A 22,747-nucleotide genomic window follows, 5' to 3' on the forward strand; every position below is an offset into this window, starting at 1 on the left:
GAAAGAAGAGCGTGTTTAATTTTTGGATTTTGGATTAATGATGAGACCATTGCGTATTTTTATCAGTAGCGTACAACAAGAATTTAAAGAAGATCGTCTAGAGATATGCCATTGGTTGAAAAATGATCCCTTAATGCGTCGTTTTTTTGATCCATTTTTATTCGAAGAATTGCCAGCTCATGATAGGAGGGCAGATCAAGTTTATCTAGAACAAGTAAGTGCTTGTGATATCTATATTGGTCTTTTTGGCTATGATTATGGCTTTGAGAATGCAAAAGGTGTTTCCCCTACTGAGGAAGAATACAATCTAGCTTCCGAGGAACATAAGACCCGATTAATTTTTATAAAGGGAAATGAAGAAAGTAAACGTCACCCTAAAATGAAAAATCTTATTACTCGTGTTGGAACTGAATTAATCAGAAGGCGTTATCAATCTATTTCCGAGCTTATTTCCAGTGTTTATGCGGCTTTAATACATGATTTAGAAGAACGAAAATTAATCAGAAATAGCCCTTTTGATGCCGCTCCTTGTCGAGGGGCAACATTATTAGATTTAGATGAAGAGGGGATGACGGCTTTTTTACGTCGAGCAAAACGAGGACGTGGATTTCCACTGCCTATCGATGCGACCTCTTTTGAATTACTGTCCCATTTGAATTTGCTAGATGAGGATAAGCCTACACATGCCGCAATGTTACTCTTTGGAAAGCAACCACAACGGTTTGTTATGTCATCCGAGGTAAAATGTGCTCATTTTCACGGGACAGAAGTAGCCAAACCCATTCCTTCATATCAAGTATATAAAGGCACGTTATTTTCACTGGTCGATCAGGCGATTGATTTCGTAATGTCCAAAATTAATCTTTGGGTGGGAACCAGAGAGAGCGGGGCGGAAGTGCCTGTTGCCTATGAAATTCCCCAGGAAGTTGTCGCAGAAGCGATTGTGAATGCGGTTGCTCATCGAGACTATGATAGTAATGGAAGTGTACAGGTAATGCTGTTTGCAGATCGATTGGAAATTTGGAATCCAGGAGGACTCCCTCCATCATTGACCTTAGAGAAATTACGTCATCCACATGGTTCTGTTCCAAGAAATCCCTTGCTTGCTGAGCCATTGTATTTAACGAAATATATCGAGCGTATGGGAACTGGTACAGGCGATATGATTCGTCGTTGCCGTGAGGTTGGACTGCCAGAGCCTGAATTTTCTATCTCCGATGGATTCAAGACAACCATTTGGCGTAAATCATCATCGATGACCGGACAAGTTACCGGACAAGTTACCGGACAAGTTACCGGACAAGTCGATCCATGGGTTGAGCGGGTACTAAGAGCATGTGAGCTAAAAGGTGAGCTGAAAAGTATAGAGCTACAAGAGGTAGCAGGTATTAGGCATCGAGAAACTTTTCAACGTAATTATCTTGATCAATTGCTCAGGGATGAGTTAATCGAGCGTACTATCCCAGAAAAGCCTAAAAGTAGATTGCAAAAATATCGTTTATCCAAAAAGGGAAAAATTTTATTAGAAGATTTATCTAAAAATAAAAAATAGGATGAAGCCGATGTTAGAAAAGAGAAAGAAATAAAAAGCAATTATTAAGTGACTTTGATTGAATGATTTCTGTTTGAGGGAGCGCTGTTTAGCAAAATATCACCGAAGGGCAATTTTTATGCGTTTAAGTAAAAAAATCAACTTCCATATTTTAGTTTTAAGCGTCGTTTTCACTACAACCAATGGTTTTGGTTACATAAATAACGTCGCTTTATTAAGCGCTATTAAAACACGTTTATGATAACTCTGTATATTAAATAGTCAGTTAAGGCAAAACGGTAAGCCTTGGCGTCATTTAGAAAATAGCCAAATTAGCAATGCGTTTTAGGCGATCAGGGTTGTCTTCAACATAAATTGCTGTGGTGACAATGTTGGCATGACCTGCAAGACGAGAGACAGCTTTAATATCCGCGCCCTGTTCAATTAAGCGGGTAATGAAAGTACGTCGACCAGAATGGGAGCTTGCCCCAATGATTCCTGCCTTATCATAGAGTGACTTGAACCATTTTTGCAAACTATTAGGCGTAAAGCGACTTTTGCGTTGGGTCTGAAATAAGGGTTTGTCTCGTGCAACATGTTTTAGGGTATCGAGATGAGCTTGGAGTGCTTTGCGGATTTTTTCATTGGCAAGATAAGCGTAACGTTGCTTTTCACCTTTGGTCATTGAGCGCTTCAAACAAATCTCTTCAAGTAATTGATAGTTGTAATCGGCTACATCTGCAATAGTGAGAGAGGCAATTTCTTTCACTCGCAATCCAAGTCCAAAAGAACAATACACAAGGGCACTATTTCTTATAGCGAATTGCCCATCTTTGGCAACAATAAGCAGTCGCTTAAACTCTGCTTCACTTAAGACTCTGGCCTTTCCTTCTTTTGGCATAAAAGACTCAATATTTTCCTGTTATAATGGTATTCTAAATAAATCAGGCTGTCTTGGCAAAAGCAAAAATATAATTGTGGTTTATAGTAGAACTTTAGTATGAATACACTCATCGATGCAGCAATAAAATATCTTTCCAATCATTATTGCAGTGAAAAAGAACTTATAAGGCAATTAGAGAGGGATTTTTCGCATGTGCCCGAGTTAGATGCTCAGATTCATGCAACTATAGCTCGCCTTCGGGAATTACATTTAATTAATGATAATCGTTTGGCTGAATCATTAAGTGCCCGTTATATCCATAAAGGAAACCGTTTTATTCAACAAATATTAAAACAAAAGGGCGTTAAAGAAGAAGTGATTGAGCAAATCTTAGAGCATATTGAACTGGAAGAAGTTCGCGCCCTAGATGAAGCTCGGAAAAAAATGCGTGGATTTAAAAATGATACAGATGAGGCGATAAATACAAAATTAGCTCGTTTCTTAAGCGGCCGAGGTTTTTCCCATGCTACGATAAAAACCGTACTTAAACAGTTAAGTGAAGAACAGACTACTTAAAGTTTTAGATAGTGTAGCGGATGAATACAACAATCATTTGCATCTATAAGAAAAGAAAACTGTAAATCAAACTCTGAATAAAATGATAAACTTACAACGCATCATGATTATTGGTAGACCAGGAAGTGGCAAGTCCACTTTTTCTATTATGTTGCAAAAGAGCCTAAATATTCCATTATTCCATTTAGATAAATATTTTTTTATTGCCGATTGGGTGCCACGAGAATATGAGGATTTTTTGTCACTCCAAAAAGAATTAGTCGCTAAGCCTTGCTGGATTATTGATGGTAATTCCAGTAAATCATTCGAGATACGTTATCAGGAAGCCGACATGTGCTTGTACTTTAATTTACCCAAGTGGCTATGTTATTGGCGGGTATTTAAGCGCTTTTTTTATAAGGCTTCAGAAATTGATGATAGAGCCGCTGGTTGCAATGAAACGGTACGATGGTCGCTATTAAGTTATATGTGGAACTATGAACAACGGATTAACCCTTTATTAAATGTCTTAAAGAACCAATATCCAAAAGTGAAATTCATTGAGCTGCGTAGTTCATATGATGTGGCGCACTTGATGCGTGTACTTAAACATAAAGAAGAGTACAGTATAGTGACAGGATTTTAATAAATGATGCCGACGAATATGATAATACTCTTGATGGGTATTGCAGGTACTGGTAAAAAAACCATAGGCGAGGCAACGACAACACTGGCGCCTCAGTTTCGATTAGCGCATCACCATGCTTGGATCGATCCGGTTCTAAAACTTTTAGGTAACGATGCTCAAGTATTTTGGTCTCTTGATGATAATGGATGGGCAGCGCTTAACAAAGCTCGTGATGTGATTTTTGATACGATGACTGCGGTTTGCTCTAAAGAAGCGAGCTTTGTTATTACCTATGAGCTCTTAGCGAATAATTCTTGGCATCAGGAATTTTTTAATCAAGTACAAACCGTTTCTCAAAAACGGGGAGCTGTGTTTGTTCCTATCCGACTGATTTGTAATGGTGCAGAGCTTGTTAAACGCTTAAAAGACTCAGATAGAAAGGGCTATTTTAAAACACAAGATGAGGCGCTTATTACAAAAAGATTGTTTGAAGAAGACGTTTATTTTAGCAAAGAGCCGTATGAAATGACTCTAGATGTGAGCCTCCTTTCAGCAGAGGAGTCAGCGCGTCGTATCTTGGATTGGACTTCCTTAGTTTATGGGAGTAAAAATCAGAATCTGGAATTTAAACCATTGAGTCAAAGAGATTTGAACTTAATGACCCAATGGTTTGCAGAGCCTGAGGTGAAACAAGGGTATGCTCGGAATCAACAGTTTTCTTTGGAAGATATTAGGGCAAAGTACTTACCTCGCATTGAAGGCATAGATCCAGTTCCGAGTTTTATTATTTATTTGGATCAAAAACCAATTGGTTTTATTCAATATTACTGTCTTGCCGACCATTTACCCGAAGGAATTTCAGGACATAATGCTTCCTTGTTTGACGAGGCCACACCTGAACAATTGGCTGGTATCGACCTTTTTATTGCGGAGCCATCGTGTCGTGGGGTAGGGTTGGGCAAACAAATTATAAGGCGTTTTATTGCCGAACAACTCTACAAATTTAAAGCTGTTGTGGTTGATCCACAAATTGGAAACGAGCAAGCCATTGCGTGCTATCAAAAGGCTGGTTTTCTTCCCACGCAATACAGTGAAGACGCTGATTACCTACTCATGATAAACATGCTTTCTTATAGAGGATCCTATGAATATTCTTGAAACTCCCCATCTGATTTTACGTACATGGAGAGAAGCTGATCTTGATCCTATGTCACTTATTGATCAAGATAAAAAGGTATGTCAATTTTTACCAGGAATAGGGAGTAAGAGTGCTACAAAAGCAGGCATTGAGAGGATTATCGCACATTATAAAGAGAAGGGATTTTCTTTGTATGCTGTTGAACTGAAAAGTACAGGGGAAATGATAGGATTTTTGGGGTTAATGACCCCTTCTTTTGAAGCGCACTTTACCCCCTCTGTTGAAATTGGCTGGAGACTTTCCTCAACACATTGGAATCAGGGTTATGCTACGGAAGGAGCAAAAGCTGTTTTAGATTATGCATTTACCTCTTTAAATCTTCCCGAAGTAGTTTCATTTACAGCAGTAAATAATCTGGCTTCAAGACGTGTTATGGAAAAAATTGGTTTGCAACACCATACCAAGGATGATTTTGATCATCCCAAATTGGAGCACAATAGTCCATTGAGACGACATGTGCTTTATCGATTATCCAGAGCTGATTATCTGAACAACAAGAGTATCCAAGAATGATTTGGGAGACCACATTAAAAAGAATTACGGATGAAACGGCGAATCGTGCAGCTAATAAGTGGGTAAAAAACTCTACCCATCTCAAGCTTATCAATAATCAAATTAACTGTGTTTATCGATTTGAATCTAAGAACCAAGGTTTTTATCTTCGCATGACACATGAAAAAATACGAAAAGCGCGTGAGCTTTTGAGTGCCATTGATTTTCAGAAGCATTTATTTTTGTGTGGTACACCTATTTGTGAACCGGTTGCATCTCAAGAAGGAAATGATGTCGAAACGGTACACCAAGAGGATTTGGAATTTTTTGTTCATGTTTGCCGTGAAGTGCCAGGACAAATCATGCATTTTGATTATTCAGATAAAAAAGCTTATCTAACATGGGGAAGGGCTCTAGCGCTATTGCATCAAGCCTCGCAAAGTTATGTTGCATCAGAGCATCATTTTTTAATTTGGGAAGATTTGTGGCGTGAAACTTGGGATTATGCGCGTCAAGAAGAGGCGCTGATCCAGGATTTATACCAAACCATTACGACACGCTTCAAAACTTTTTCAATCAACTCAGCTAATTTTGGCCTAACTCATGGGGACCATCGACCAGGAAATGTGCTGTATGATGGGAGACAAGTTCATCTGATTGATTTTGATGAGCCTGTTTATCATTGGTATCTTGCCGATATTGCCAAACCTTTTTTGGACTTATGTAATAAGCCATGGCCTCTCTGGAAACCTGTGTTTGAATGGTTTATAGAAGGGTATAGACAAATCCGGCCATTGAGTTCAGATGAATTAAAAGAAATAAATCATTTTTCGCAAATGAAAAGCTTAGATATCTACCTTTGGTGTAAATACAACTGGTTTGAAGAAACAGCGCCAGGAGGAAAGCCACGGGAAGAGTGGCTTCAAGACTTAAAAACTATGGCATTAACTCCTTTGTTTGATGTGCAATAACCGATTAAGGCGATTTACATTGGGGTGGGTAATGAATAATATCATGAATGCGCGATAGTTCATTGGTTAAATTCCGGTAGCCATGCGGTTGATTGGCATTAAAACGAAGCCCTTCTCCTTTAGAAAGTGTTCTCCAGCTCCCGCCTAACAAAAGCTCAATGGTTCCATCCACAACAATGACATGCTCAATGACTCCATGTTTATGGGGAGGTGAAAGATGTTCACATTCTGGCAATAGCTCAATAACAAACAATTCAAAATGGAGTTGTTCATCAAAAGGAAACAAGGGAAGTACTCGTATTTTTTCATCATCTGGATGCAAGGTTTCAGCATGTCCCGCCCTATAAATAGGATTGGTTGAATTATCCAGACTGTCTTCAATAAACGATGAAAAGGAGGTTTGAAAGCCGCTCGCAATTTTCCATAAGGTAGAAATCGTTGGACTTGATTCTTCTCGTTCAATTTGCCCAAGCATCGCTTTAGAAACACCGGTTTCAAGTGCTGTTTTATCTAAACTCCAACCCCGTTCTTGTCTTAATGATTTTAATGTTTTTGCAATACGGTTTGAAATTTCTTGCATGATGTCCCTTAATAAAAGCTTGTGCGTTTTAGCGCACGAGTATATACTGGTTTATTATGCGTTATAACGCACGAATTGTGAAGTAGATTGTGGAGGACTGTATGGTGGAACACCCTTTTAAAAACAAACTGGTTGCGGTGCTTAATAAGCGTATTGAGCCAGGAAAAGTGATGAATGCGCTTGCTCATATGTGTATTGGTTTAGGCGCTGTGATTGGTGAAAAAGAACTGCGTTTAACCAATTATCGAGATGCAGATGGAGGCTCTCACCCTTATATTTCAGAAATACCTTTTATCATTCTTTGTGAGAACCCCAATAAAATTAGAACATTACGCCAGAATGCTTTAGCAAAAAATGTTCTTTTTAATGATTTTACCGATACGATGACTGTGGGTACCTATCAAGAGCAAATTGAAAGAACAGCGCAGGTTAAAGAAAACGATCTGATTTACTATGGCATTGTTTTATTTGGGGATTGGGACGTAGTGACAGAAATTACTAGAAAGTGTTCTTTGTGGCGATGATGGGTGAATGATCATGATGGATAAAGGTAAAAATTTAAGTAAAAGCGCACAAATCATACAGGATTTTTTATCTCAAAAAGGGATATCATGTGAGGTCAAGGAACTTGGTTCAAGTACACGCACTGCAAAAGATGCCGCTGATACTTTGGGATGTAGTGTTGCTCAAATTGTGAAGTCACTATTATTTTGCACTGAAAAAACCAACAAGCCGGTATTGGTATTAGCAAGTGGTGTTAATCGTGTGAATGAGAGCGAGATTGAACGTCTCATCAATGAACCTATTGGGAAGGCTGATGCAGATTTTACACGAGAAATCACTGGTTTTGCGATTGGCGGGGTTCCTCCCGTTGGCCATAAAAATGTTATTGATACTGTTCTTATTGATGAAGATTTGTTATGCCATGAAATTCTTTGGGCCGCAGCAGGAACGCCCAATGCCGTGTTTTCATTATCTCCCGATGAGCTTAAACAGCTAACCAATGGGATAGTGGTCAAGGTTAGAGAATAAATTATGCAAAAAATATTTTGGGATAATCCCTATCAACGCCAATTAATGACTAAAGTGATATCAGTGAATGAGAATCGACTACTTTTTGCAGAGACTATTGGTTTTTCGTTTTCTGGTGGTCAGGAAAGTGATACAGTCCGCGTGAATGGCTTGATGGTTACTCATTCCGAAATAGAAGATGACTTGATTTATTATACATTACCTTCGGGGCATGGGCTTTCTGAAGGGGATGTTGTCCTTATGGAAATTGACTTTGTTCGTCGCTACAAATTAATGCGTCTTCATTTTGCTGCTGAATTAATCTTGGAACTGGTCCAAAGAATGCTTCCCATTGAAAAAATAGGTGCTCATATTGCTGAACATAAAGCTAGAATCGATTTTAGCTATCAGCACAATATTTCGGATATCTTTGACTCTCTTTTGTTTGAATACAATCAAATTATTGCAAAAGATATGCTTATTCGCACTGGGTTTTCTGATGAGAAGAGTCAAAGACGTTATTGGGAAATCGAAGGATTTTCTAAGGTTTCTTGTGGTGGAACACATGTAAAATCAACTGCTGAAGTGGGTTATATTACGTTAAAAAGGGCTAATGTGGGTAAAGGTAAAGAACGAATTGAAATTTATCTGATACAATAAATTATCTTAAAATAAAGTGTTTTAGCCACAAAAAATGTCTTTAATTCTAGAGGGTTGATGAGTGAATGCAGAAGAAATTACAGTCTTAAATGATTTAAAAAACGATATAAATCAATTACTGGGATTTCATGAAGAAACACCAAGGATTAATTATGGTCCTTGTGGCGCGTTTGCCAAATTATTTTTTGATGCTTGGAATAGCCGATTTAAGGATAAAGTGCATATTGTTTTTGTGATGATGACATCCCATGAAGAGTGCTGGCATATTGCATTACGCATGCCTTCAGGAGAACTTTATGATGGTGGAATTGGCCTTCATTGTGAAGAAGTTTATGGAGAAGGTTATTTATTTGAAGATATGATCGAATATGATCATGAACGTTTGGAAAAATGGTCTTATGGTCTTGAACGTGAGTATCCACGATTTTGTCCTGATTTTAATAAAGAAGTGGTGAATTCATTGATTATTCATCATCTAGATCGATTGCTATCTCAAGGAAGTTGAGTTAATGCGTTATTTATCTCAATAAGCAATTCAAAAATTAAGTAAAGAGCATTACTCAAAACCGTGTTTTGTTTTTTTGGACTGGCTCTGTTTCTCCTAGGGAAGGAACGCAAGGTCGGATATTTGATGAGAAAATCGCTATGAAACAAGAACACCAACTGATTTATGAGCTAGAGACTTCTCTTTTAAATCCGAAAACGAGAAAATCGATTACCCAACTGAAGTTACTGATTGCTGATGAATTTATCGAGTATGGGGCCTCTGGTTCAATTTACAATAAGAATGACCTACTTGATTCTCTTCCTCAAGAAGAGCCACGAAGCTATAGGGTTAATGATTTTTCAGTTTTAGAGGTGTCGCCCGAAGTCATGTTGGCAACTTATAAGGTTACCGTTGCCTCAAAAAATTCCTTGCGTTCTTCGCTCTGGCAATACAAACACAACCGTTGGCAAATGGTGTTTCATCAAGGCACACCTTGCCAGGAGGAGTAATTCATTTTTACAGGTATTAAGATGATAACAATAGCCTATCTAAAACATCACTCCGATTGCATTCCAGAGCTTGCTAAGATTTGGTATGAAGTATTGGGAAAAATTTGGGTTCCTGATGTGCCTATTTCACGTGTAGAAGAAAATTTACGAAATCATTTAAACATCAATCAGTTACCGCTCACTGTTGTTGCTTTTGATGAAGACAAGCCTGTTGGGATGTGCTCTTTACGCGCGAATGATGGGATCCGTCCCGAATTAACCCCATGGCTAGGTTCCTTAGTAGTCTCGCCAAGCCATCAAAAACTAGGTATTGCAAGACAGCTTATTCATCGAGTAAAAGAAGAGGCCCAAGCATTAGGGTTTAAAAATCTTTATCTTTTTGCTTTTGACCCTACCATTCCAGAATATTACAGTCGTCTTGGTTGGTGCACAATTGGCATGGACGAATTTAAAGGACATCCTGTCACCTTCATGGAGATAATGTTGTGAAGATTAGACAATTGTTTGATGCGGATTGGCATCTATGGAAAGAAATACGTTTAGAAGCTCTGACCAATTCACCAGAAAGCTTCGGCTCTTCTTATGAAGAGGAAGTGTTTATGTCCGATACTGATTTTCAAAATGGATTAAGTAAAGGGTATGTATTAGGTGTCTTTGTTGATGATTTATTAGTGTCTTGTGCTGGATTCTATACGCTTAATTCACTTAAAACAAAACACCGTGGTGTACTTTGGGGCATGTATACTCGTATTGAATACAGAGGGAAAGGTATTGCCACAGTATTAATTCAAACCCTGATACAGCATGCAAAGACCTGCGTTACTCAATTGCACCTAACCTGTGTAGTAGGTAATTTTGTGGCCTGCGCTTTTTATCAAAAGCAAGGGTTTCGAATTTATGGTACCGAACCTAAAGCGCTTAAAATTAATGATACCTTCTATGATGAATATTTAATGGTATTGGATTTCAATGAGGAACCCATGAAAAAACTGGATACCTATCAGAGCCTTTGTACTGAAGTATATGATTTAAGTAAACCTAATGCGCCACAAGATGCATACTCATTCTATCGAAGCTATGCTGCGGAGACTAAAGGATCGATTTTAGAACCTATGTGTGGCACAGGTCGATTTATATTGCCTTTGGCTGCAGAAGGATTTGATGTTCATGGATTTGATGCAAGTCAGCCGATGTTAGAACGATTGCATGCAAAAGCCAGTAGCACAAATCTTAAACCAAAAGTCTGGCATGGTTTTATCGAAGATTTAAATCAATCCAATAAATATTCTTTGATTTTTATACCCAGTGGTTCTTTTTGCCTCATTACACAAAAGGCAGATATCCAAAAAGCCTTAAAAACTATTTATCAGCATTTGGAAGACAAAGGACTTTTTGAATTTGAAGTAGAAACATGTCAAGCCGTGCCTAAAGAATTAGGTATATGGAGAGGATCAAGATGGCCTAAAGAAGATGGAATGCTTATAGTCTTAAGCCAATTGGCCATGCTTGATGAAGAGGTTTGTTACTCTATAGGTAAATATGAACTGGTTGATAACAACCGTGTGATTCAAACAGAGGTTGAGGAATACAAAATTCGCATTTATCAAGACCCTTCTTTCTTGCTTAATCTGCTTACTGAGATTGGTTTTAGGGAGGTCCGAATGGTTAAAGCTTTTGAGCGACACGCATCGCCTGAAGAAACAGATGAAAGCATTGTTTTTGAATGCAGAAAATAATTGAGGTGATGAATGAAAACACAAAAAGGAATACCTAAAGAATATCAGCACACTTCACCAGCAGGAGCTGAAGTACGATTGCAGATGAATAACCATTTAGGTGGGATGGCTCACTGTACTTTAAAGGCAGGAACAATTTCCAAAGCGGTTCGGCATAAAACGGTATCTGAATTTTGGCATGTCCTTTCTGGGGAAGGAGCTATTTGGCGTAAGTTGAACGATGAAGAGAGTATTACTCCTTTAACACCTGGAGTCAGCATTGATATTCCATTGGGAGCACATTTTCAATATCGAAGTGATGCAGCAGACTTGGTATTTATTTGCGTTACTATGCCACCATGGTCAGGCAGTGATGAGGCAAGCTATGTTGAACATGGTGCCTGGCTTCCTACAGTGGAATAAATGAGATGACTTTAAAATTATCTTTTTTAGAAAACCCAGATCCTGATGATGTTCAAATATTAACAAATGGGATTAAGGCATATGCCAAACAACAAAGAGATTTCGAGTCTTTAGATTTTTTTGCTTGCTTTATTCGAGATGCAGACAATAGCATTGTGGGTGGTTGTAGTGGTGGAACGCTCTATGGAGGTCTTCATGTTGATAATCTTTGGGTGAGTGAGTCCATCAGACATCAAGGATGGGGAACGAAGCTCATGCAAGCGGCATTGAGGTATGGAAATGAAAAAGGTTGTGCTTTTGCAACAGTCAACACCATGGATTGGGAAGCAATAGAATTTTATAAAAAATTAGGGTTTAAACTTGAGTTTGAGCGGCATGGGTTTCATAAAAATTCTATTTTTTATTTTTTGCGCAAAGAATTTCAGGAAACAAGAGATATCGAACTCTTTAATGGTGATTCAGTCTCAAGCTTAAGTCAAAAACCAAAATTACCTGTATCAGAGTCTATAGTGAGCGAAGAGGTTGTCTCAATAAGCAATGCCTCTCATTTTAAGTGGGGACAGGATTGTGATGGGTGGTGGTTAAAAAATAATGGTCAGTTTAGTGTTATTTATGAAACGATGCCCTCAGGAAGTTGTGAGATAAAGCACTATCATCGGGAAACAGAGCAATTTTTTTATTGTTTACAGGGACAATTGGTTATTGAGTTTGAAGATTATGAACAAGTGTTGCAGGAACAGGAAGGAATAAGTATTAAAGCAGGGGTAGCTCATCAAGTGAAAAACTGTTCCGGAAATTTGGTTTCTTTTTTGGTGATTTCATCTCCTAATCTATCAGGGGATAGAGTGAACCTGGAGTTCTAAAATGTCTGTTGAATTGATTATCCGCAAAGCATTAATTGATGATGCTCAACATCTTCACCCTTTAATGGAACAATTGGGCTATCCGCAATCGCCTGATGAATTGCAAAGACGACTTGAGCTATTTACTAATGAACCGCATTACGGTGTTCTTCTTGCGGAAATTGCTGGAAAAGTTGTTGGTTGGGTTGCTTGGTCTAAAAGCACTCTTTTTGTTTCCGACACAACAAGATTTCATATTGAAGGCCTTGTGGTCGACCAAGGATATCGTAATCAAGGAATAGGTAAAAAGCTTATGATTACTGTTGAGGAATTTGCCAGGCAGTTTAGTCCCTGTATCATTGATTTGACATCGGGACTTAGGCGAGCCAAAGAGGGCTCTCATGATTTTTACAAATCCCTTGGATATCAGAATGAAGGTCATATGGCAAAACTGTATTTAAGGAAAGTGCTGTGAACATCAGAGAATTACAATCTGCTTTAAAAATTGAGACAGCCACATTAGATGATTATCCTACCATCCAAAACATGGCACGATTTTATGTATATGAACTCTCGCGTGACTGTGGTTTTATTTCAGAGGATTGGGCTTTACCTTCCGATGGCCTGTATGAAAGCTTCGATTTTAAAAATTACTTTGAAGCGCCGACAAGAAAAGCCTTTCTGATTAAAGTAGGCAATGAATTGGCAGGTTTTGCCCTATTAAATCAAGAGGGAATTTACCCTGATACTGCATGGAATATGGGCGAGTTTTTCATTACTGCTAAGTTTCAAGGCAAAGGTTTAGGGTATTTAGTCTCCTCTGAGCTATGGAACATGCATCCAGGTTTATGGGAAGTTTCCGTGATTCCAGAAAATAAGCGAGGGCTTAGCTTTTGGCGCAATACTATTTCAAAAATTACACTGGGTAATTACCAGGAAGAAATCAAAACCATCGATTATGATCCACACCAGCCTCAGCGAGTTATTTTTCGTTTTGATAGTAAAGCACTTGAATGCAGCGAGCCTTTAGATAGTAAAAAAGAATATCAAATCCAATTTGTTGATGAACTGGATGAAGCTACAGAAAAACGCATGATAAAGGGATTTATTGCTTATGAGGCTCAGCATGGTATTGACGTCAATTATCGACGTTTTTCAGTAACCATTTCTTCTGCCCAAGGGGAAGTTTTTGGTGTGATTAATGCCTATACAGCCTTTTCAGAAATTTATGTAGATGATATTTGGGTAGATAATGTTTATCGTGGTAAAGGGTATGGCAAGCAGTTATTGCTTGCTCTAGAACATCATTTCAAAGGCCAGGGCTTTAATAATATCAATTTAGTGACCAGTGCTTTTCAAGCTCCAGAGTTTTATAAGAAGTGCGGTTACATAGCAGAATTTACGAGAATCAATAAAAAAAATCCCAAGTTAAACAAGACATTTTTTGTTAAATTTTTTAACGAAGAATTAGAAACACAAGGCATTCTTAAGGCAGCTCATGGTGAATAAAAATCAACTGGAAACAATCTGTAAAAAATTAAAGATGAAGCAACCTTGCGACTTGCCTCAAAGAGTTTACGGCGGTCTTTTACATAAAATGTGGTATTTGGAATGCAATGGCTCGCAATTTGCTGTAAAACAGCTCAATAAAAGGATTCAGTTAACTGAAGAAGTTAAATCCCAATATGAATTGACAGAAGATATAGCCTTCCAATTTTCCCAGCGTACTATTCCCGCAGTTCATGCTTTAAAATTAGAAAATAATTACTTAATCCTTTCAGAAGATGAGGCTTTTCTTGTTTATCCTTGGATAACAGCAAAAGCATTGGATAAAGACGCTATATCTGAGGCGCATGCACTTAAAATAGCCACTTTCTTGGCTAAAATTCATCAGATTAATCTTAATGTTCCTCAGCTGAGCGCTCAAGAATTTGATATTCATCCTAATGAAAAAATTAGTGTGTTAATAGATCAGTCAGCAAGCCAAAATTTGGTGTTTAAGGATCAATTAAAAAGTAATCAACGGATTATAATTGAGCTTAACGACCTCTATCAAAAAGCAATACCTATTCTACAAAGTAGCAGTGTAGTAAGCCATGGTGATCTCGATCAGAAAAATGTTCTATGGGATAAAAATGATGCTCCGTTTCTTATCGATTGGGAATCTGCGCGAAAACTTAATCCCACTTATGAAATAGTCAATTGTGCTCTTGATTGGAGTGGAATTACTACTCCACTGTTTCATAAGCCTTTATTTATAAAAATGTTAAAGACATACGCATCTTCTGGAATAACAATAAATCACGATCATTTGGAAGCGGCCTTTTATGGTGTTCTGGGCAATTGGATCAATTGGTTGGTGTATAATATAGAGCGTTCTTTTAGCTCTGATAAAGAGCAGCAGGATATTGGTATTGAGCAGGTTCTTCAGGTTTTGCCTACTATTATTCAAGTCAAAGTGAGTATTACTGAATTAACTCAATTAGTAACACGTGAATTAAGAATAAACTGTTAACTTTACTCAACTTTGATTACCATATCGCACGAACTTAAGTTTCAAGGAATGTTTCATGACGAACATCAACAATAATAAAGCTGCATTAGTGACCGGAGCCAGCCATGGAATTGGTCTTGAACTCGCTAAAATTCTTTTAGGTGACGGCTGGGTTGTCTATGGAACAGGGCGGGATGTGAGCAGCTTAGCGGATACTAAAGCGCTATTTCCTCGTTTTGTTCCAATTCAATCGGATTTTACCCGCAATAGTGATATTGAAGAGGTTGCAAAAATTATTAATGAGTTTGGAATACCACTTCATCTTTTAGTTCAAAATGCAGGAATGAAAAGCCCGCCACGTCCATTAACTGAATACGATTGTGACAGTATTGATGAAGTGTTTCAGGTTAATTTATTAGCTCCAATGAAACTAACGGCACTCCTTGCGTTAGGGATGCCTGAGAAGTCTCGGATTTTATTTGTTACATCAAGAGCAGCCACTTTGAAACTTAAGGAAAGTTCAACATACTGTGCCAGTAAAGCTGGTTTGGATGAAGTAACCGCTATTGTGAGAAAAGAGTTAGCCGAGAAAAATATCGGCGTGTCTTGTGTTATTCCGGGGGAAGTGGATACAAGAATTCAAAAAATCTTAAGAGAAACAACTTCATTTCATTTACATAAAATGTTTGATGAGGCATATCAGTCCGGTCAATTAATTAGTCCAGAAACTTGCGCGGAATTCCTTAAATGGTTTCTTTGCAACTTATCTTTTGATGAATTCAAGCAAAGTAATATGCCTGTTTCCATCTATGAAGAATGGCATCATCCATTCTGGCTTAGAGATAGGAATCAGCTACCTCCTTTTCCTTTCTAATTCATTTATGAATTTTTACGATCAGTTCCAATAAAAATTCAACTTTGCAGAATAGATGCTTCATTTGTTTATTTTTCAAGGCATAATTCTTTTATGGAGGATATGCCTTCGCTCTTTCTACAATTGTTTCCTCAAATAGATTCGATCATGCCCTTCTAAATAATTGTGAATTGTTCCTAAATGCTGATAGCCTTGTTTTAAATAAAATCCTTCTGCCTGAAAAGAAAAAGTATCTAATGTTGATACTGGAATTCCTCGTTTAATTGCTTCGGCTTCAACGCTGCGTAATAGCTCAGCACCGATACCAAGACCACGGTATTCGTCATTAACCCAGAGGACGTCAACGTATATTGAGCTTTTATGAGCATACACAATAGCTCCGCCAATAATATTACCTTCGTTATCTTTCACATAGATTGAGTAACGCTCTGGTTTGGTTCCCGTAAAAGGAGCATTAAAATTTACTATCCCATCACGAATAATTTTATCTTGCTGTTCTAGTAGCTTGGGGTCTATAACAAGCTCTAGTTGGTAATTCATTTGCGATTGATTCATGAGTTATATCTTTTAAAATTATTTTGAATACAATAAATCATTGACAACTTCCATAGTAATTTCGGGTAGTTTTTGTGTTTGATCAATACTCTCTTGAATGGTTATAACAGCTTTTTTAATTTCATTGGGTAACATCTCAGATGGTGCATTGTCGTTTGGCCAAGAAGCATCTCGAGTCGCTTTATCAGGCCAACGAGAATAGGCAAGCCACATACCATCGTTAGTTTTATGCAGGCAAGAACCTAACGCACCGCGATATTGCACAAAATAGGAAGCGACCTGATGCCAGGCCTTTTGATACTCCATCTCAAGCCCGGGCTTAATAAAAGCTCGGTAAATAACAGCAAAACATTTTTTGGAAAGCAGCTTAAATTGTTCTAGCGCTTCTTCAGGTGTTATATCCTGGGTTCCTAAAACCTCTTCTGCTTTGAATATGTTTATCCCTTTGGGTATTGAAAATTGAGAAGTAAAATACATTTGATCAAGGCCTATTCCAAAAGCACAATGCTCATAGCCTAGAACACGAAAGTAATTAATTGGTTGTTGGTTTTCATTAGTTAAGACATAGTTTTTGAATTTGGGATTATAAAATCCATAAGTCATGTAATAATGAATACCTTGCCTTTCAAGATGTTGAATGATTTGAACCAAATTCTGGTGCATTTTTTCAGGCGAATAAAGTTCAACATACATCCCAGCCTTTTCAACCGTTGAGTGTTCATTCTCGGGATAAGGAGGATTCAGCGCCACAAAATCACCAGGTGCCGCAATCGAAATTACCTCCATAAAATCACCACTTCTGAATGAAACCTGATTCGCATTAAGTAGGTTAGATACACGGTCAACTTCACTCAAGAACAGTTCCAACGACAAATTCGCATGTTCAAGAAATCGATTGGCGTTTTTTCCTTCAAATAATTCACCTTCGCGATAGATAATATTCAATTCCTTATCATAAAAAAGGATTCCGCCCCATGAATGATTGATGATAAAAGGAAGCACCAAAGATTTTTCTTCATGCTCAGTTTCTTGATTGTAATTCTCAATCACCTCAAGAAAAAAATCTTTCTTTGATATGGAAACATTATATTTTTCTATTAAGGCAGCATAAGAAGCTTTGATAAGAGCAGGATTGTCTCTAATTAATTGCAGTGTATGAATCAGAATTTTATTGCTGTCATTGATAATATATTCTTCTGCAAGGCCAACTTCCATTGCAGCCATGCTCCAGGAAGCAGAACCAGCAAAAGGCTCAATGGCTTTCTTGTATTTTTGTCCCTTATTATTTGCCAATAATACAGAGAAATGTTCATTCAACCAGCTAGTGTCAGGGGACATATGCCCTGTCAAATCGGGAAGAGTAAGGTACCTATTTCCGAGATAATGGAGCGGCCCTCCATGATTTTGAGTTAATTGAATAGCTCTTGGGTTCATAATGGTCACTATGTGGTAAATTTACTTAGCTGCACATCTTAACATGAACTAATAAATTTTTTATTCTATTGATCAAGCATATCTTATTTTTTTAATCATTGATGTGGCGCATTATTGTGATATTAAAACATACTATTTGAATTAGCTGATTTTACTGGAATATCTTGTATTGCGTCCCAATGTTCTATGATTTTCCCGTTTTCTAATTTGAATAAATCAAAAATAGCTCTACCCCGAGTGCCAGGCTCACGAATAGAATGTACATGAAGAATAACATAGTCCCCATCAGTAAAAATTTTTTTAATTTCACTATGAGAATTAGGATAATATTCAATTAAATATTGAATAAATGCTTTTAAACCTTCAGGTCCATCAGCGGCAACAGGGTTATGTTGTTTATAATTTGTTCCCAGGTACTTTAATGCTGCTTCAAAATTTTTTTGATTAATTGCTTTATTATAAAACTCAGTAACTATTTGTTTATTCATTTTTTGTTGCTCATCAATAAATGCATAGCTATTGTTAATAATTGATAGAAGCAAACTTATAGCAAAGATTTTTGATTTATTAATAATCATAAAACACCATTGGTTATTTATTCTCATGGTTTATCTTGAGATAGCCATCAAAAAATTCGGGTAAATCTTTCAATGCTTGTGCTCTTGCTGCTTCATTAAAACCAATATGATAATGCTCTCCTTTTTCGTCAATAACTTCTTTTGAAACTGGAAACTCAAAGTTATCAAATCCGTGCAATGCATTTTCATAAATTTGGATGGAAACATTTTGATTGCTACCAGTACTATGGTCGACTAACTGAACGCAATCTTGGGTAGTTGCACGATCATCATTTTCCCCAATAAATAGTTTGGTGATGGCTCTTAGTTTTGTTCCTTCTTCAAGTCGATGACATACGCCATAAAAAGAAGCCGCTGCTTTAAAAGAGAGCTTTTGGTAAGGTTTCGGATCTTGTTGTGATAAGGCCATGATTTTCAATACATCAAAGCCTCCCATAGAGAATCCCAAAAGTCCTATTCGGTCGGGATCAACAGAAGGAAGCTGCTTAAGATATTCATAGGCAGGAACGATATCATCAAGTTGTGCTTGTGTTGCTCTTTCCCAGCCTACTGAGCGGCGATCTTCCCAACCTCTGGGTTTAAAACTGTCTATCATATAGACTACGTATCCATGCTCTTTTAATCGGGTGGCCCAATCATAATTCACTTTTTCGATACCGGTACTCGCGTGCAATAATAAAATAGCAGGAGATCTCATCGTTGCATCAGGAATATAAAGACTGTGATGTGGATCATTGGGATCAAAGACATAATCTTCATTATGTGCTAGTACTTCAGTACACACTAATAAAATAAATAATATAAACAGCATCTTGGGATGGAAAAACATCATTTTAATTCCTTAGTTTTAAACAGTTAGCTTTAGACAGGATGCCTCATTATTTTCTAGCTTTTCCATGTGCTCTTTTAGATTACAAATTTCATCAAAACGAGCACCTTCATGAATTCGAGTGAGTGCTAACGCTTCCTTTTCCTTAATCTCTTCTGCTTTATTAATAGCATTAACTGCTTCTTCTTTATTCATGACAATAATGCCGTCTTCGTCAGCAAATATCAGCTCACCAGGATTTACCTCAACAGAACCACAATTGATTGGTTTTTTTATACTGCCAATTTTATTTTTACTTCCAGATTTGGCACATTGCCCCTTAGCAAAAAAAGGGATATTGGTTGCTCTGATTTCAGAAACATCGCGACAATTTCCATCAGTAATAATGCCACCAAAACCTTTTGTTTTCGCCACATCTGCACACATGCCGCCCGCTACCGCAAGCTTGGTGCCGCAGGAAGCGATAACCAATAAAATAGGAACTCGGTCATCAGAACAACCAAGTTCGAGTATAAAATCAGGCAAGTCATCCAAAGCTTGCATGGTAGATAAAGAATCTTGAGCTGAGTTAACTGTATAAGCTCTACCTACAATTTTTGTTTGTGGCGATGTGTTAAAAGAATGAATATCTGAATCCATGAGACGCACACTGGGTAAGGCATCACAGATTAAGGACGTTGACAGTTGAGATAATCGCTTACATATTTCAACATAACTATGTTCAATCTTTAGTTTCATAAATAATCCTTAATATATCGATTCAGTTCTATCCAATTTGTATGAGGTTTTAGGGATAAAATAGGTGAAAATCTCCCTCATTTAATAAAGTGGTTATTGGTTGATAATCTAAAGTATTTGCTGCTTGAGTAGCATTTTGGAATTTCAATCCGATGACGGATGCCATTGCTGACCAGGAGGTGGGTTTAAAATTATACTGTGTAACATAGCCTTTTTCATAAAGGTTTGTTGTTACAAAATAATCATAACCCCGAGCAATAGTGTCAGGTTTCCAAAGTATTTCTTCTCCGGGTGCCGGGGTAAGGATAATTTGCTTTGCTTCTGCTATCTCTTTTTCAAGAGTGTAATTATCAATACCATAAGTAGATAATAATATTTGTGTTTGATATTGATTGATTAATTCCTCAGTCAAGCTTTTGAGTTTATCTTTCTGGGATTCGCTGTCTAGATAAACAATATCGGGATCATACACTTGATTGTCAATTAAAAGTCCGCCGCTTTTGATAACCGTACTTTTCCAATATTCATATCCTCTTAACATTTCACGTCCTTTAGAACCATCACTCCCTGTCAATGGTAAAGCAACCCCCATGCGCAGTTTTTTGTGTGTCCTTGGGGTAAACTCAGGGACGAATGCTAAACCATTTGGTCCAACATGGGTTGGAATAGAGATGAGTTCAAAATTATGCAGATCTATTTTAGATAAATGCTTGTCTGTTGCATTAGACACATAAGCATATTGACCGTCTGGATCAATTAAAACGTTAATTGGATTTAATCCGGTGACTAATCGTTTTATCACTTTGCCTGAATGAACATCAATCACAGCAACCTGGTGATCAAAGGGCGCAGGTGCTAAGACATAGTTTTGATCTGGAGTAATATCTGAGTAAAGAATTGGTCCTAGATTTAAATTAGTTAATTGTTTTTTAATGGCGAGGGTATCGGGATCAATAAAGACGATCTGATTGACAGCTGACACCATTAAGGAACGATTATCTGGCGTATATTTTAAACCACGTACAGCTGAGGGCAAGGTGAGGCTTCCAGTAATTACTCCTGAATCAGGATCGATTCGAATGACGCCATCTTTACCCGCCATTAACCATAATGTTTTTCCATCATTAGAAAAAAACAGATTATGTGTATTAGGACTGACCGCAATTTTTTTGACGATGGTTTTGGTATCGACATCAAAGACGAGAATCTTTCCACCCTTTTCCACATTAACATAAAGTTGTTTTTCAAAAGGAGGTCTTAACTTAACACCATGAGGCGCGCTATCGATGTCTGAATAGTCTTTATTCTCTAGTGATTCAAAAGTAAATAGCCGATATTTCTCGACTTGATTTAATAAATCGATAACAGAAATGGACACACCGGGTACACCAGATCCACTGTCATAGTCTCTAATCCCGAAATTACTGACATAAGCTGTCTTCCCATCTTTTGTAACAGCAATCTCATGAGGAAGGAAGGCAAGTTTCAGACTACCTTTTCTTGCACCTGTATCGGGATTATAGAAACTGATACGATCGGCATTTTCTTCAACAACAGCTAGCGTGGTGTTGATAGAAGAGGAGTAAGTAAAGCCATTGAAAATCGATAGAGCAAAGAATAGGCTGTAGGTTTTTTTGAACATCATTAAATCCCTTTATAAACACAAAATGTGCCGCCATGATAGTAAGGGAATACGATATTGTCAATATATATAGGTGCCTATATAATAGCGCAAAAAGGAACTATCCATGACATTTAATTTGAATGAACATACTGGTGTATTGATTAAAAAAGCAGCTCGCTTGTTTGAGCGTGTTTCAAATCTCAATCTTGAAGAACTAGGTGTGACCTATAGTCAGACTATTTTTCTGGTTCGCTTGTGGGAGCGGGATGGCCAAACGCAAATGGAACTCACAAAAAGTGCAGGACTGAAACAACCTACCGTAGTAGGTATACTTGATAAGATGGAAAGAGACCAGCTTATCACACGTGTTCGAAGTGAACAGGACAAACGCTGCTATCATTTTTTTCTTACTGAAAAAGCGAAACATGCTTGTCGTGAATTAGAAAAGCAGGGGATATTGATGCAGAATTTGTCTGCTGGTAATTTACCCGATAAAGAAGTTAGGAAGTTAAATGAGAATCTGTTATCAATTATAGAAAACCTAGAGCGCATTATTGAAAACATTCGGTATTAGAATTGGTGACTCTATTTTCAATCGTATTAAATGTTGAAGCGAATTTCTCAATCACTAAATCTGCGTCTCGATAAGCCATAAATGAAGAATGGGGCGTAGGTACTGGATGATTGTAATTTGCAATAGGCCCTATACAAAATAGATTTTCATGTACTTTGCCATGCTTATCGATCACTTGATAATGATCCGTTAAATGGATGCCACCATAAGGCTTAGCGGTAATTAAACCAGTTTGCGCCAAATTGTCTAACAACATGGGCTTGACACTATTGGGGTCTGGTTTGTAACGATATCCAGTTGCATCAATAAGAGTTGTAGCATGCAAGACTTCGCCTGATGTAAATAATAATCGGAACCTGTGATTTACTTCATCATAGTTTACAGAAGCCAAGCCATGATGCTCAATAATTCTATTTTTCTCATAGAGATGGAGCATGATTCTGGCATTCACTGGTGTGATGCCGGTCAAATAAGCCATTAAAAGGCCTAGCGCTCCGGAACTTGCGCCCTGACGCAAAAATTTAAAATATCAGATCGGAAAATCCCCGATAACATCATTATA

The 22,747-nt window shown here is 37.6% G+C and carries 29 protein-coding genes and 1 pseudogene; 21 read left to right on the top strand and 9 right to left on the bottom strand.

Translation table 11 applies throughout. From position 1 onward, the window contains the following. Positions 1 to 37 precede the first annotated feature (37 nt). Positions 38 to 1,552: an ATP-binding protein gene (locus tag Lqua_RS02315; RefSeq protein WP_238585515.1), complete on the top strand. Its 1,515-nt coding sequence runs from the start codon at positions 38 to 40 to the stop codon at positions 1,550 to 1,552. Positions 1,553 to 1,847: 295 nt separating this feature from the next. On the opposite strand, the gene Lqua_RS02320 is transcribed toward Lqua_RS02315, so the two are convergent. Further along, entirely contained in the window at positions 1,848 to 2,432 is a 585-nt protein-coding gene (locus Lqua_RS02320) for a tyrosine-type recombinase/integrase (protein ID WP_014845023.1), read from the bottom strand. A 99-nt stretch (positions 2,433 to 2,531) separates the two neighbouring features. Between Lqua_RS02320 and Lqua_RS02325 the strand changes: the two genes are divergently transcribed. The 5 genes from Lqua_RS02325 to Lqua_RS02345 all read left to right on the top strand — a co-directional run bounded on the left by Lqua_RS02325 (position 2,532) and on the right by Lqua_RS02345 (position 6,258). Further along, positions 2,532 to 2,990 (top strand): regulatory protein RecX, encoded by a 459-nt coding sequence (locus Lqua_RS02325; protein WP_058472677.1) that lies wholly within the window; start codon positions 2,532 to 2,534, stop codon positions 2,988 to 2,990. Positions 2,991 to 3,072: 82 nt separating this feature from the next. Then, positions 3,073 to 3,615, top strand: coding sequence for a P-loop NTPase family protein (locus tag Lqua_RS02330; RefSeq protein WP_058472678.1), 543 nt, complete (start codon positions 3,073 to 3,075; stop codon positions 3,613 to 3,615). Positions 3,616 to 3,618: 3 nt separating this feature from the next. After that, positions 3,619 to 4,755 carry a GNAT family N-acetyltransferase gene (locus Lqua_RS17790; RefSeq protein ID WP_083501227.1) on the top strand — a complete coding sequence of 379 codons (1,137 nt, stop codon included), beginning with the start codon at positions 3,619 to 3,621 and terminating at the stop codon, positions 4,753 to 4,755. After that, positions 4,742 to 5,308: a GNAT family N-acetyltransferase gene (locus Lqua_RS02340; RefSeq protein ID WP_058472679.1), complete on the top strand. Its 567-nt coding sequence runs from the start codon at positions 4,742 to 4,744 to the stop codon at positions 5,306 to 5,308. Before Lqua_RS17790 ends, Lqua_RS02340 begins: the two co-directional genes overlap by 14 nt. Next, positions 5,305 to 6,258, top strand: coding sequence for a phosphotransferase enzyme family protein (locus tag Lqua_RS02345; RefSeq protein WP_058472680.1), 954 nt, complete (start codon positions 5,305 to 5,307; stop codon positions 6,256 to 6,258). Before Lqua_RS02340 ends, Lqua_RS02345 begins: the two co-directional genes overlap by 4 nt. 4 nt (positions 6,259 to 6,262) lie before the next feature. Here Lqua_RS02345 and Lqua_RS02350 read toward each other — a convergent pair whose 3' ends face one another. Further along, positions 6,263 to 6,838: a helix-turn-helix domain-containing protein gene (locus Lqua_RS02350; protein WP_058472681.1), complete on the bottom strand. Its 576-nt coding sequence runs from the start codon at positions 6,836 to 6,838 to the stop codon at positions 6,263 to 6,265. Between the two features lie 101 nt (positions 6,839 to 6,939). Between Lqua_RS02350 and Lqua_RS02355 the strand changes: the two genes are divergently transcribed. The 14 genes and pseudogenes from Lqua_RS02355 (at position 6,940) to Lqua_RS02415 (ending at position 15,853) form a co-directional block, all read left to right on the top strand. Beyond that, entirely contained in the window at positions 6,940 to 7,362 is a 423-nt protein-coding gene (locus Lqua_RS02355; RefSeq protein WP_058472682.1) for a DUF2000 domain-containing protein, read from the top strand. Between the two features lie 16 nt (positions 7,363 to 7,378). Continuing rightward, positions 7,379 to 7,870 (top strand): YbaK/EbsC family protein, encoded by a 492-nt coding sequence (locus Lqua_RS02360; RefSeq protein WP_058472704.1) that lies wholly within the window; start codon positions 7,379 to 7,381, stop codon positions 7,868 to 7,870. Positions 7,871 to 7,873: 3 nt separating this feature from the next. Beyond that, the gene (locus Lqua_RS02365) at positions 7,874 to 8,509 is read left to right on the top strand and encodes an alanyl-tRNA editing protein (RefSeq protein ID WP_006870503.1); all 636 of its coding nucleotides are present in this window, start codon (positions 7,874 to 7,876) and stop codon (positions 8,507 to 8,509) included. Between the two features lie 61 nt (positions 8,510 to 8,570). Further along, the gene (locus Lqua_RS02370) at positions 8,571 to 9,014 is read left to right on the top strand and encodes a hypothetical protein (protein ID WP_058472683.1); all 444 of its coding nucleotides are present in this window, start codon (positions 8,571 to 8,573) and stop codon (positions 9,012 to 9,014) included. A 140-nt stretch (positions 9,015 to 9,154) separates the two neighbouring features. After that, positions 9,155 to 9,505 carry a nuclear transport factor 2 family protein gene (locus Lqua_RS02375; RefSeq protein WP_058472684.1) on the top strand — a complete coding sequence of 117 codons (351 nt, stop codon included), beginning with the start codon at positions 9,155 to 9,157 and terminating at the stop codon, positions 9,503 to 9,505. Between the two features lie 21 nt (positions 9,506 to 9,526). Further along, on the top strand, positions 9,527 to 9,994 hold the full coding sequence (locus Lqua_RS02380; RefSeq protein ID WP_058472685.1) for a GNAT family N-acetyltransferase: 468 nt from the start codon (positions 9,527 to 9,529) through the stop codon (positions 9,992 to 9,994). Further along, positions 9,991 to 10,443 (top strand): annotated as a pseudogene (locus Lqua_RS18860) (N-acetyltransferase family protein); the annotation flags it as partial. The gene Lqua_RS02380 and the pseudogene Lqua_RS18860, both read left to right, overlap by 4 nt. A 42-nt stretch (positions 10,444 to 10,485) precedes the next feature. Then, the gene (locus Lqua_RS18640) at positions 10,486 to 11,241 is read left to right on the top strand and encodes a class I SAM-dependent DNA methyltransferase (RefSeq protein ID WP_058472705.1); all 756 of its coding nucleotides are present in this window, start codon (positions 10,486 to 10,488) and stop codon (positions 11,239 to 11,241) included. A gap of 12 nt (positions 11,242 to 11,253) precedes the next feature. Further along, the gene (locus Lqua_RS02390) at positions 11,254 to 11,643 is read left to right on the top strand and encodes a cupin domain-containing protein (RefSeq protein ID WP_058472686.1); all 390 of its coding nucleotides are present in this window, start codon (positions 11,254 to 11,256) and stop codon (positions 11,641 to 11,643) included. Between the two features lie 5 nt (positions 11,644 to 11,648). Beyond that, positions 11,649 to 12,506, top strand: a complete 858-nt coding sequence (locus Lqua_RS02395; protein WP_058472687.1) for a GNAT family N-acetyltransferase — start codon at positions 11,649 to 11,651, stop codon at positions 12,504 to 12,506. Between the two features lies 1 nt (position 12,507). After that, positions 12,508 to 12,960 carry a GNAT family N-acetyltransferase gene (locus tag Lqua_RS02400; protein WP_058472688.1) on the top strand — a complete coding sequence of 151 codons (453 nt, stop codon included), beginning with the start codon at positions 12,508 to 12,510 and terminating at the stop codon, positions 12,958 to 12,960. Then, positions 12,957 to 13,994, top strand: coding sequence for a GNAT family N-acetyltransferase (locus Lqua_RS02405; protein ID WP_058472689.1), 1,038 nt, complete (start codon positions 12,957 to 12,959; stop codon positions 13,992 to 13,994). Before Lqua_RS02400 ends, Lqua_RS02405 begins: the two co-directional genes overlap by 4 nt. Beyond that, positions 13,987 to 15,000, top strand: a complete 1,014-nt coding sequence (locus Lqua_RS02410; protein ID WP_058472706.1) for an aminoglycoside phosphotransferase family protein — start codon at positions 13,987 to 13,989, stop codon at positions 14,998 to 15,000. The genes Lqua_RS02405 and Lqua_RS02410 overlap by 8 nt, the downstream gene beginning before the upstream one ends. A gap of 55 nt (positions 15,001 to 15,055) precedes the next feature. Continuing rightward, positions 15,056 to 15,853: an SDR family oxidoreductase gene (locus tag Lqua_RS02415; RefSeq protein WP_083501229.1), complete on the top strand. Its 798-nt coding sequence runs from the start codon at positions 15,056 to 15,058 to the stop codon at positions 15,851 to 15,853. A 117-nt stretch (positions 15,854 to 15,970) separates the two neighbouring features. On the opposite strand, the gene Lqua_RS02420 is transcribed toward Lqua_RS02415, so the two are convergent. The 6 genes from Lqua_RS02420 to Lqua_RS02445 all read right to left on the bottom strand — a co-directional run bounded on the left by Lqua_RS02420 (position 15,971) and on the right by Lqua_RS02445 (position 21,632). Continuing rightward, positions 15,971 to 16,408: a GNAT family N-acetyltransferase gene (locus Lqua_RS02420; RefSeq protein WP_058472690.1), complete on the bottom strand. Its 438-nt coding sequence runs from the start codon at positions 16,406 to 16,408 to the stop codon at positions 15,971 to 15,973. Positions 16,409 to 16,426: 18 nt separating this feature from the next. Next, positions 16,427 to 17,842, bottom strand: a complete 1,416-nt coding sequence (locus Lqua_RS17800) for a DNA adenine methylase (protein ID WP_083501230.1) — start codon at positions 17,840 to 17,842, stop codon at positions 16,427 to 16,429. 122 nt (positions 17,843 to 17,964) lie between these two features. Beyond that, positions 17,965 to 18,420 (bottom strand): nuclear transport factor 2 family protein, encoded by a 456-nt coding sequence (locus tag Lqua_RS02430; RefSeq protein WP_058472709.1) that lies wholly within the window; start codon positions 18,418 to 18,420, stop codon positions 17,965 to 17,967. Positions 18,421 to 18,433: 13 nt separating this feature from the next. Next, positions 18,434 to 19,252 (bottom strand): dienelactone hydrolase family protein, encoded by an 819-nt coding sequence (locus Lqua_RS02435; RefSeq protein ID WP_238585517.1) that lies wholly within the window; start codon positions 19,250 to 19,252, stop codon positions 18,434 to 18,436. Positions 19,253 to 19,267: 15 nt separating this feature from the next. Then, positions 19,268 to 19,987, bottom strand: coding sequence for an RraA family protein (locus Lqua_RS02440; RefSeq protein ID WP_058472691.1), 720 nt, complete (start codon positions 19,985 to 19,987; stop codon positions 19,268 to 19,270). 49 nt (positions 19,988 to 20,036) lie between these two features. Further along, positions 20,037 to 21,632, bottom strand: coding sequence for a hypothetical protein (locus tag Lqua_RS02445; RefSeq protein WP_133141073.1), 1,596 nt, complete (start codon positions 21,630 to 21,632; stop codon positions 20,037 to 20,039). 103 nt (positions 21,633 to 21,735) lie between these two features. Here Lqua_RS02445 and Lqua_RS02450 point away from each other — a divergent pair, with 103 nt between their 5' ends. Beyond that, entirely contained in the window at positions 21,736 to 22,185 is a 450-nt protein-coding gene (locus Lqua_RS02450; protein ID WP_058472693.1) for a MarR family winged helix-turn-helix transcriptional regulator, read from the top strand. Here the strand turns inward: Lqua_RS02450 and Lqua_RS02455 are convergent. Further along, positions 22,163 to 22,663 carry an FAD/NAD(P)-binding protein gene (locus Lqua_RS02455; protein ID WP_058472694.1) on the bottom strand — a complete coding sequence of 167 codons (501 nt, stop codon included), beginning with the start codon at positions 22,661 to 22,663 and terminating at the stop codon, positions 22,163 to 22,165. The genes Lqua_RS02450 and Lqua_RS02455 overlap by 23 nt on opposite strands. Positions 22,664 to 22,747: the final 84 nt, after the last annotated feature.

Origin of the sequence: Legionella quateirensis (assembly GCF_001467955.1) — a bacterium.
Lineage (GTDB): Bacteria > Pseudomonadota > Gammaproteobacteria > Legionellales > Legionellaceae > Legionella > Legionella quateirensis.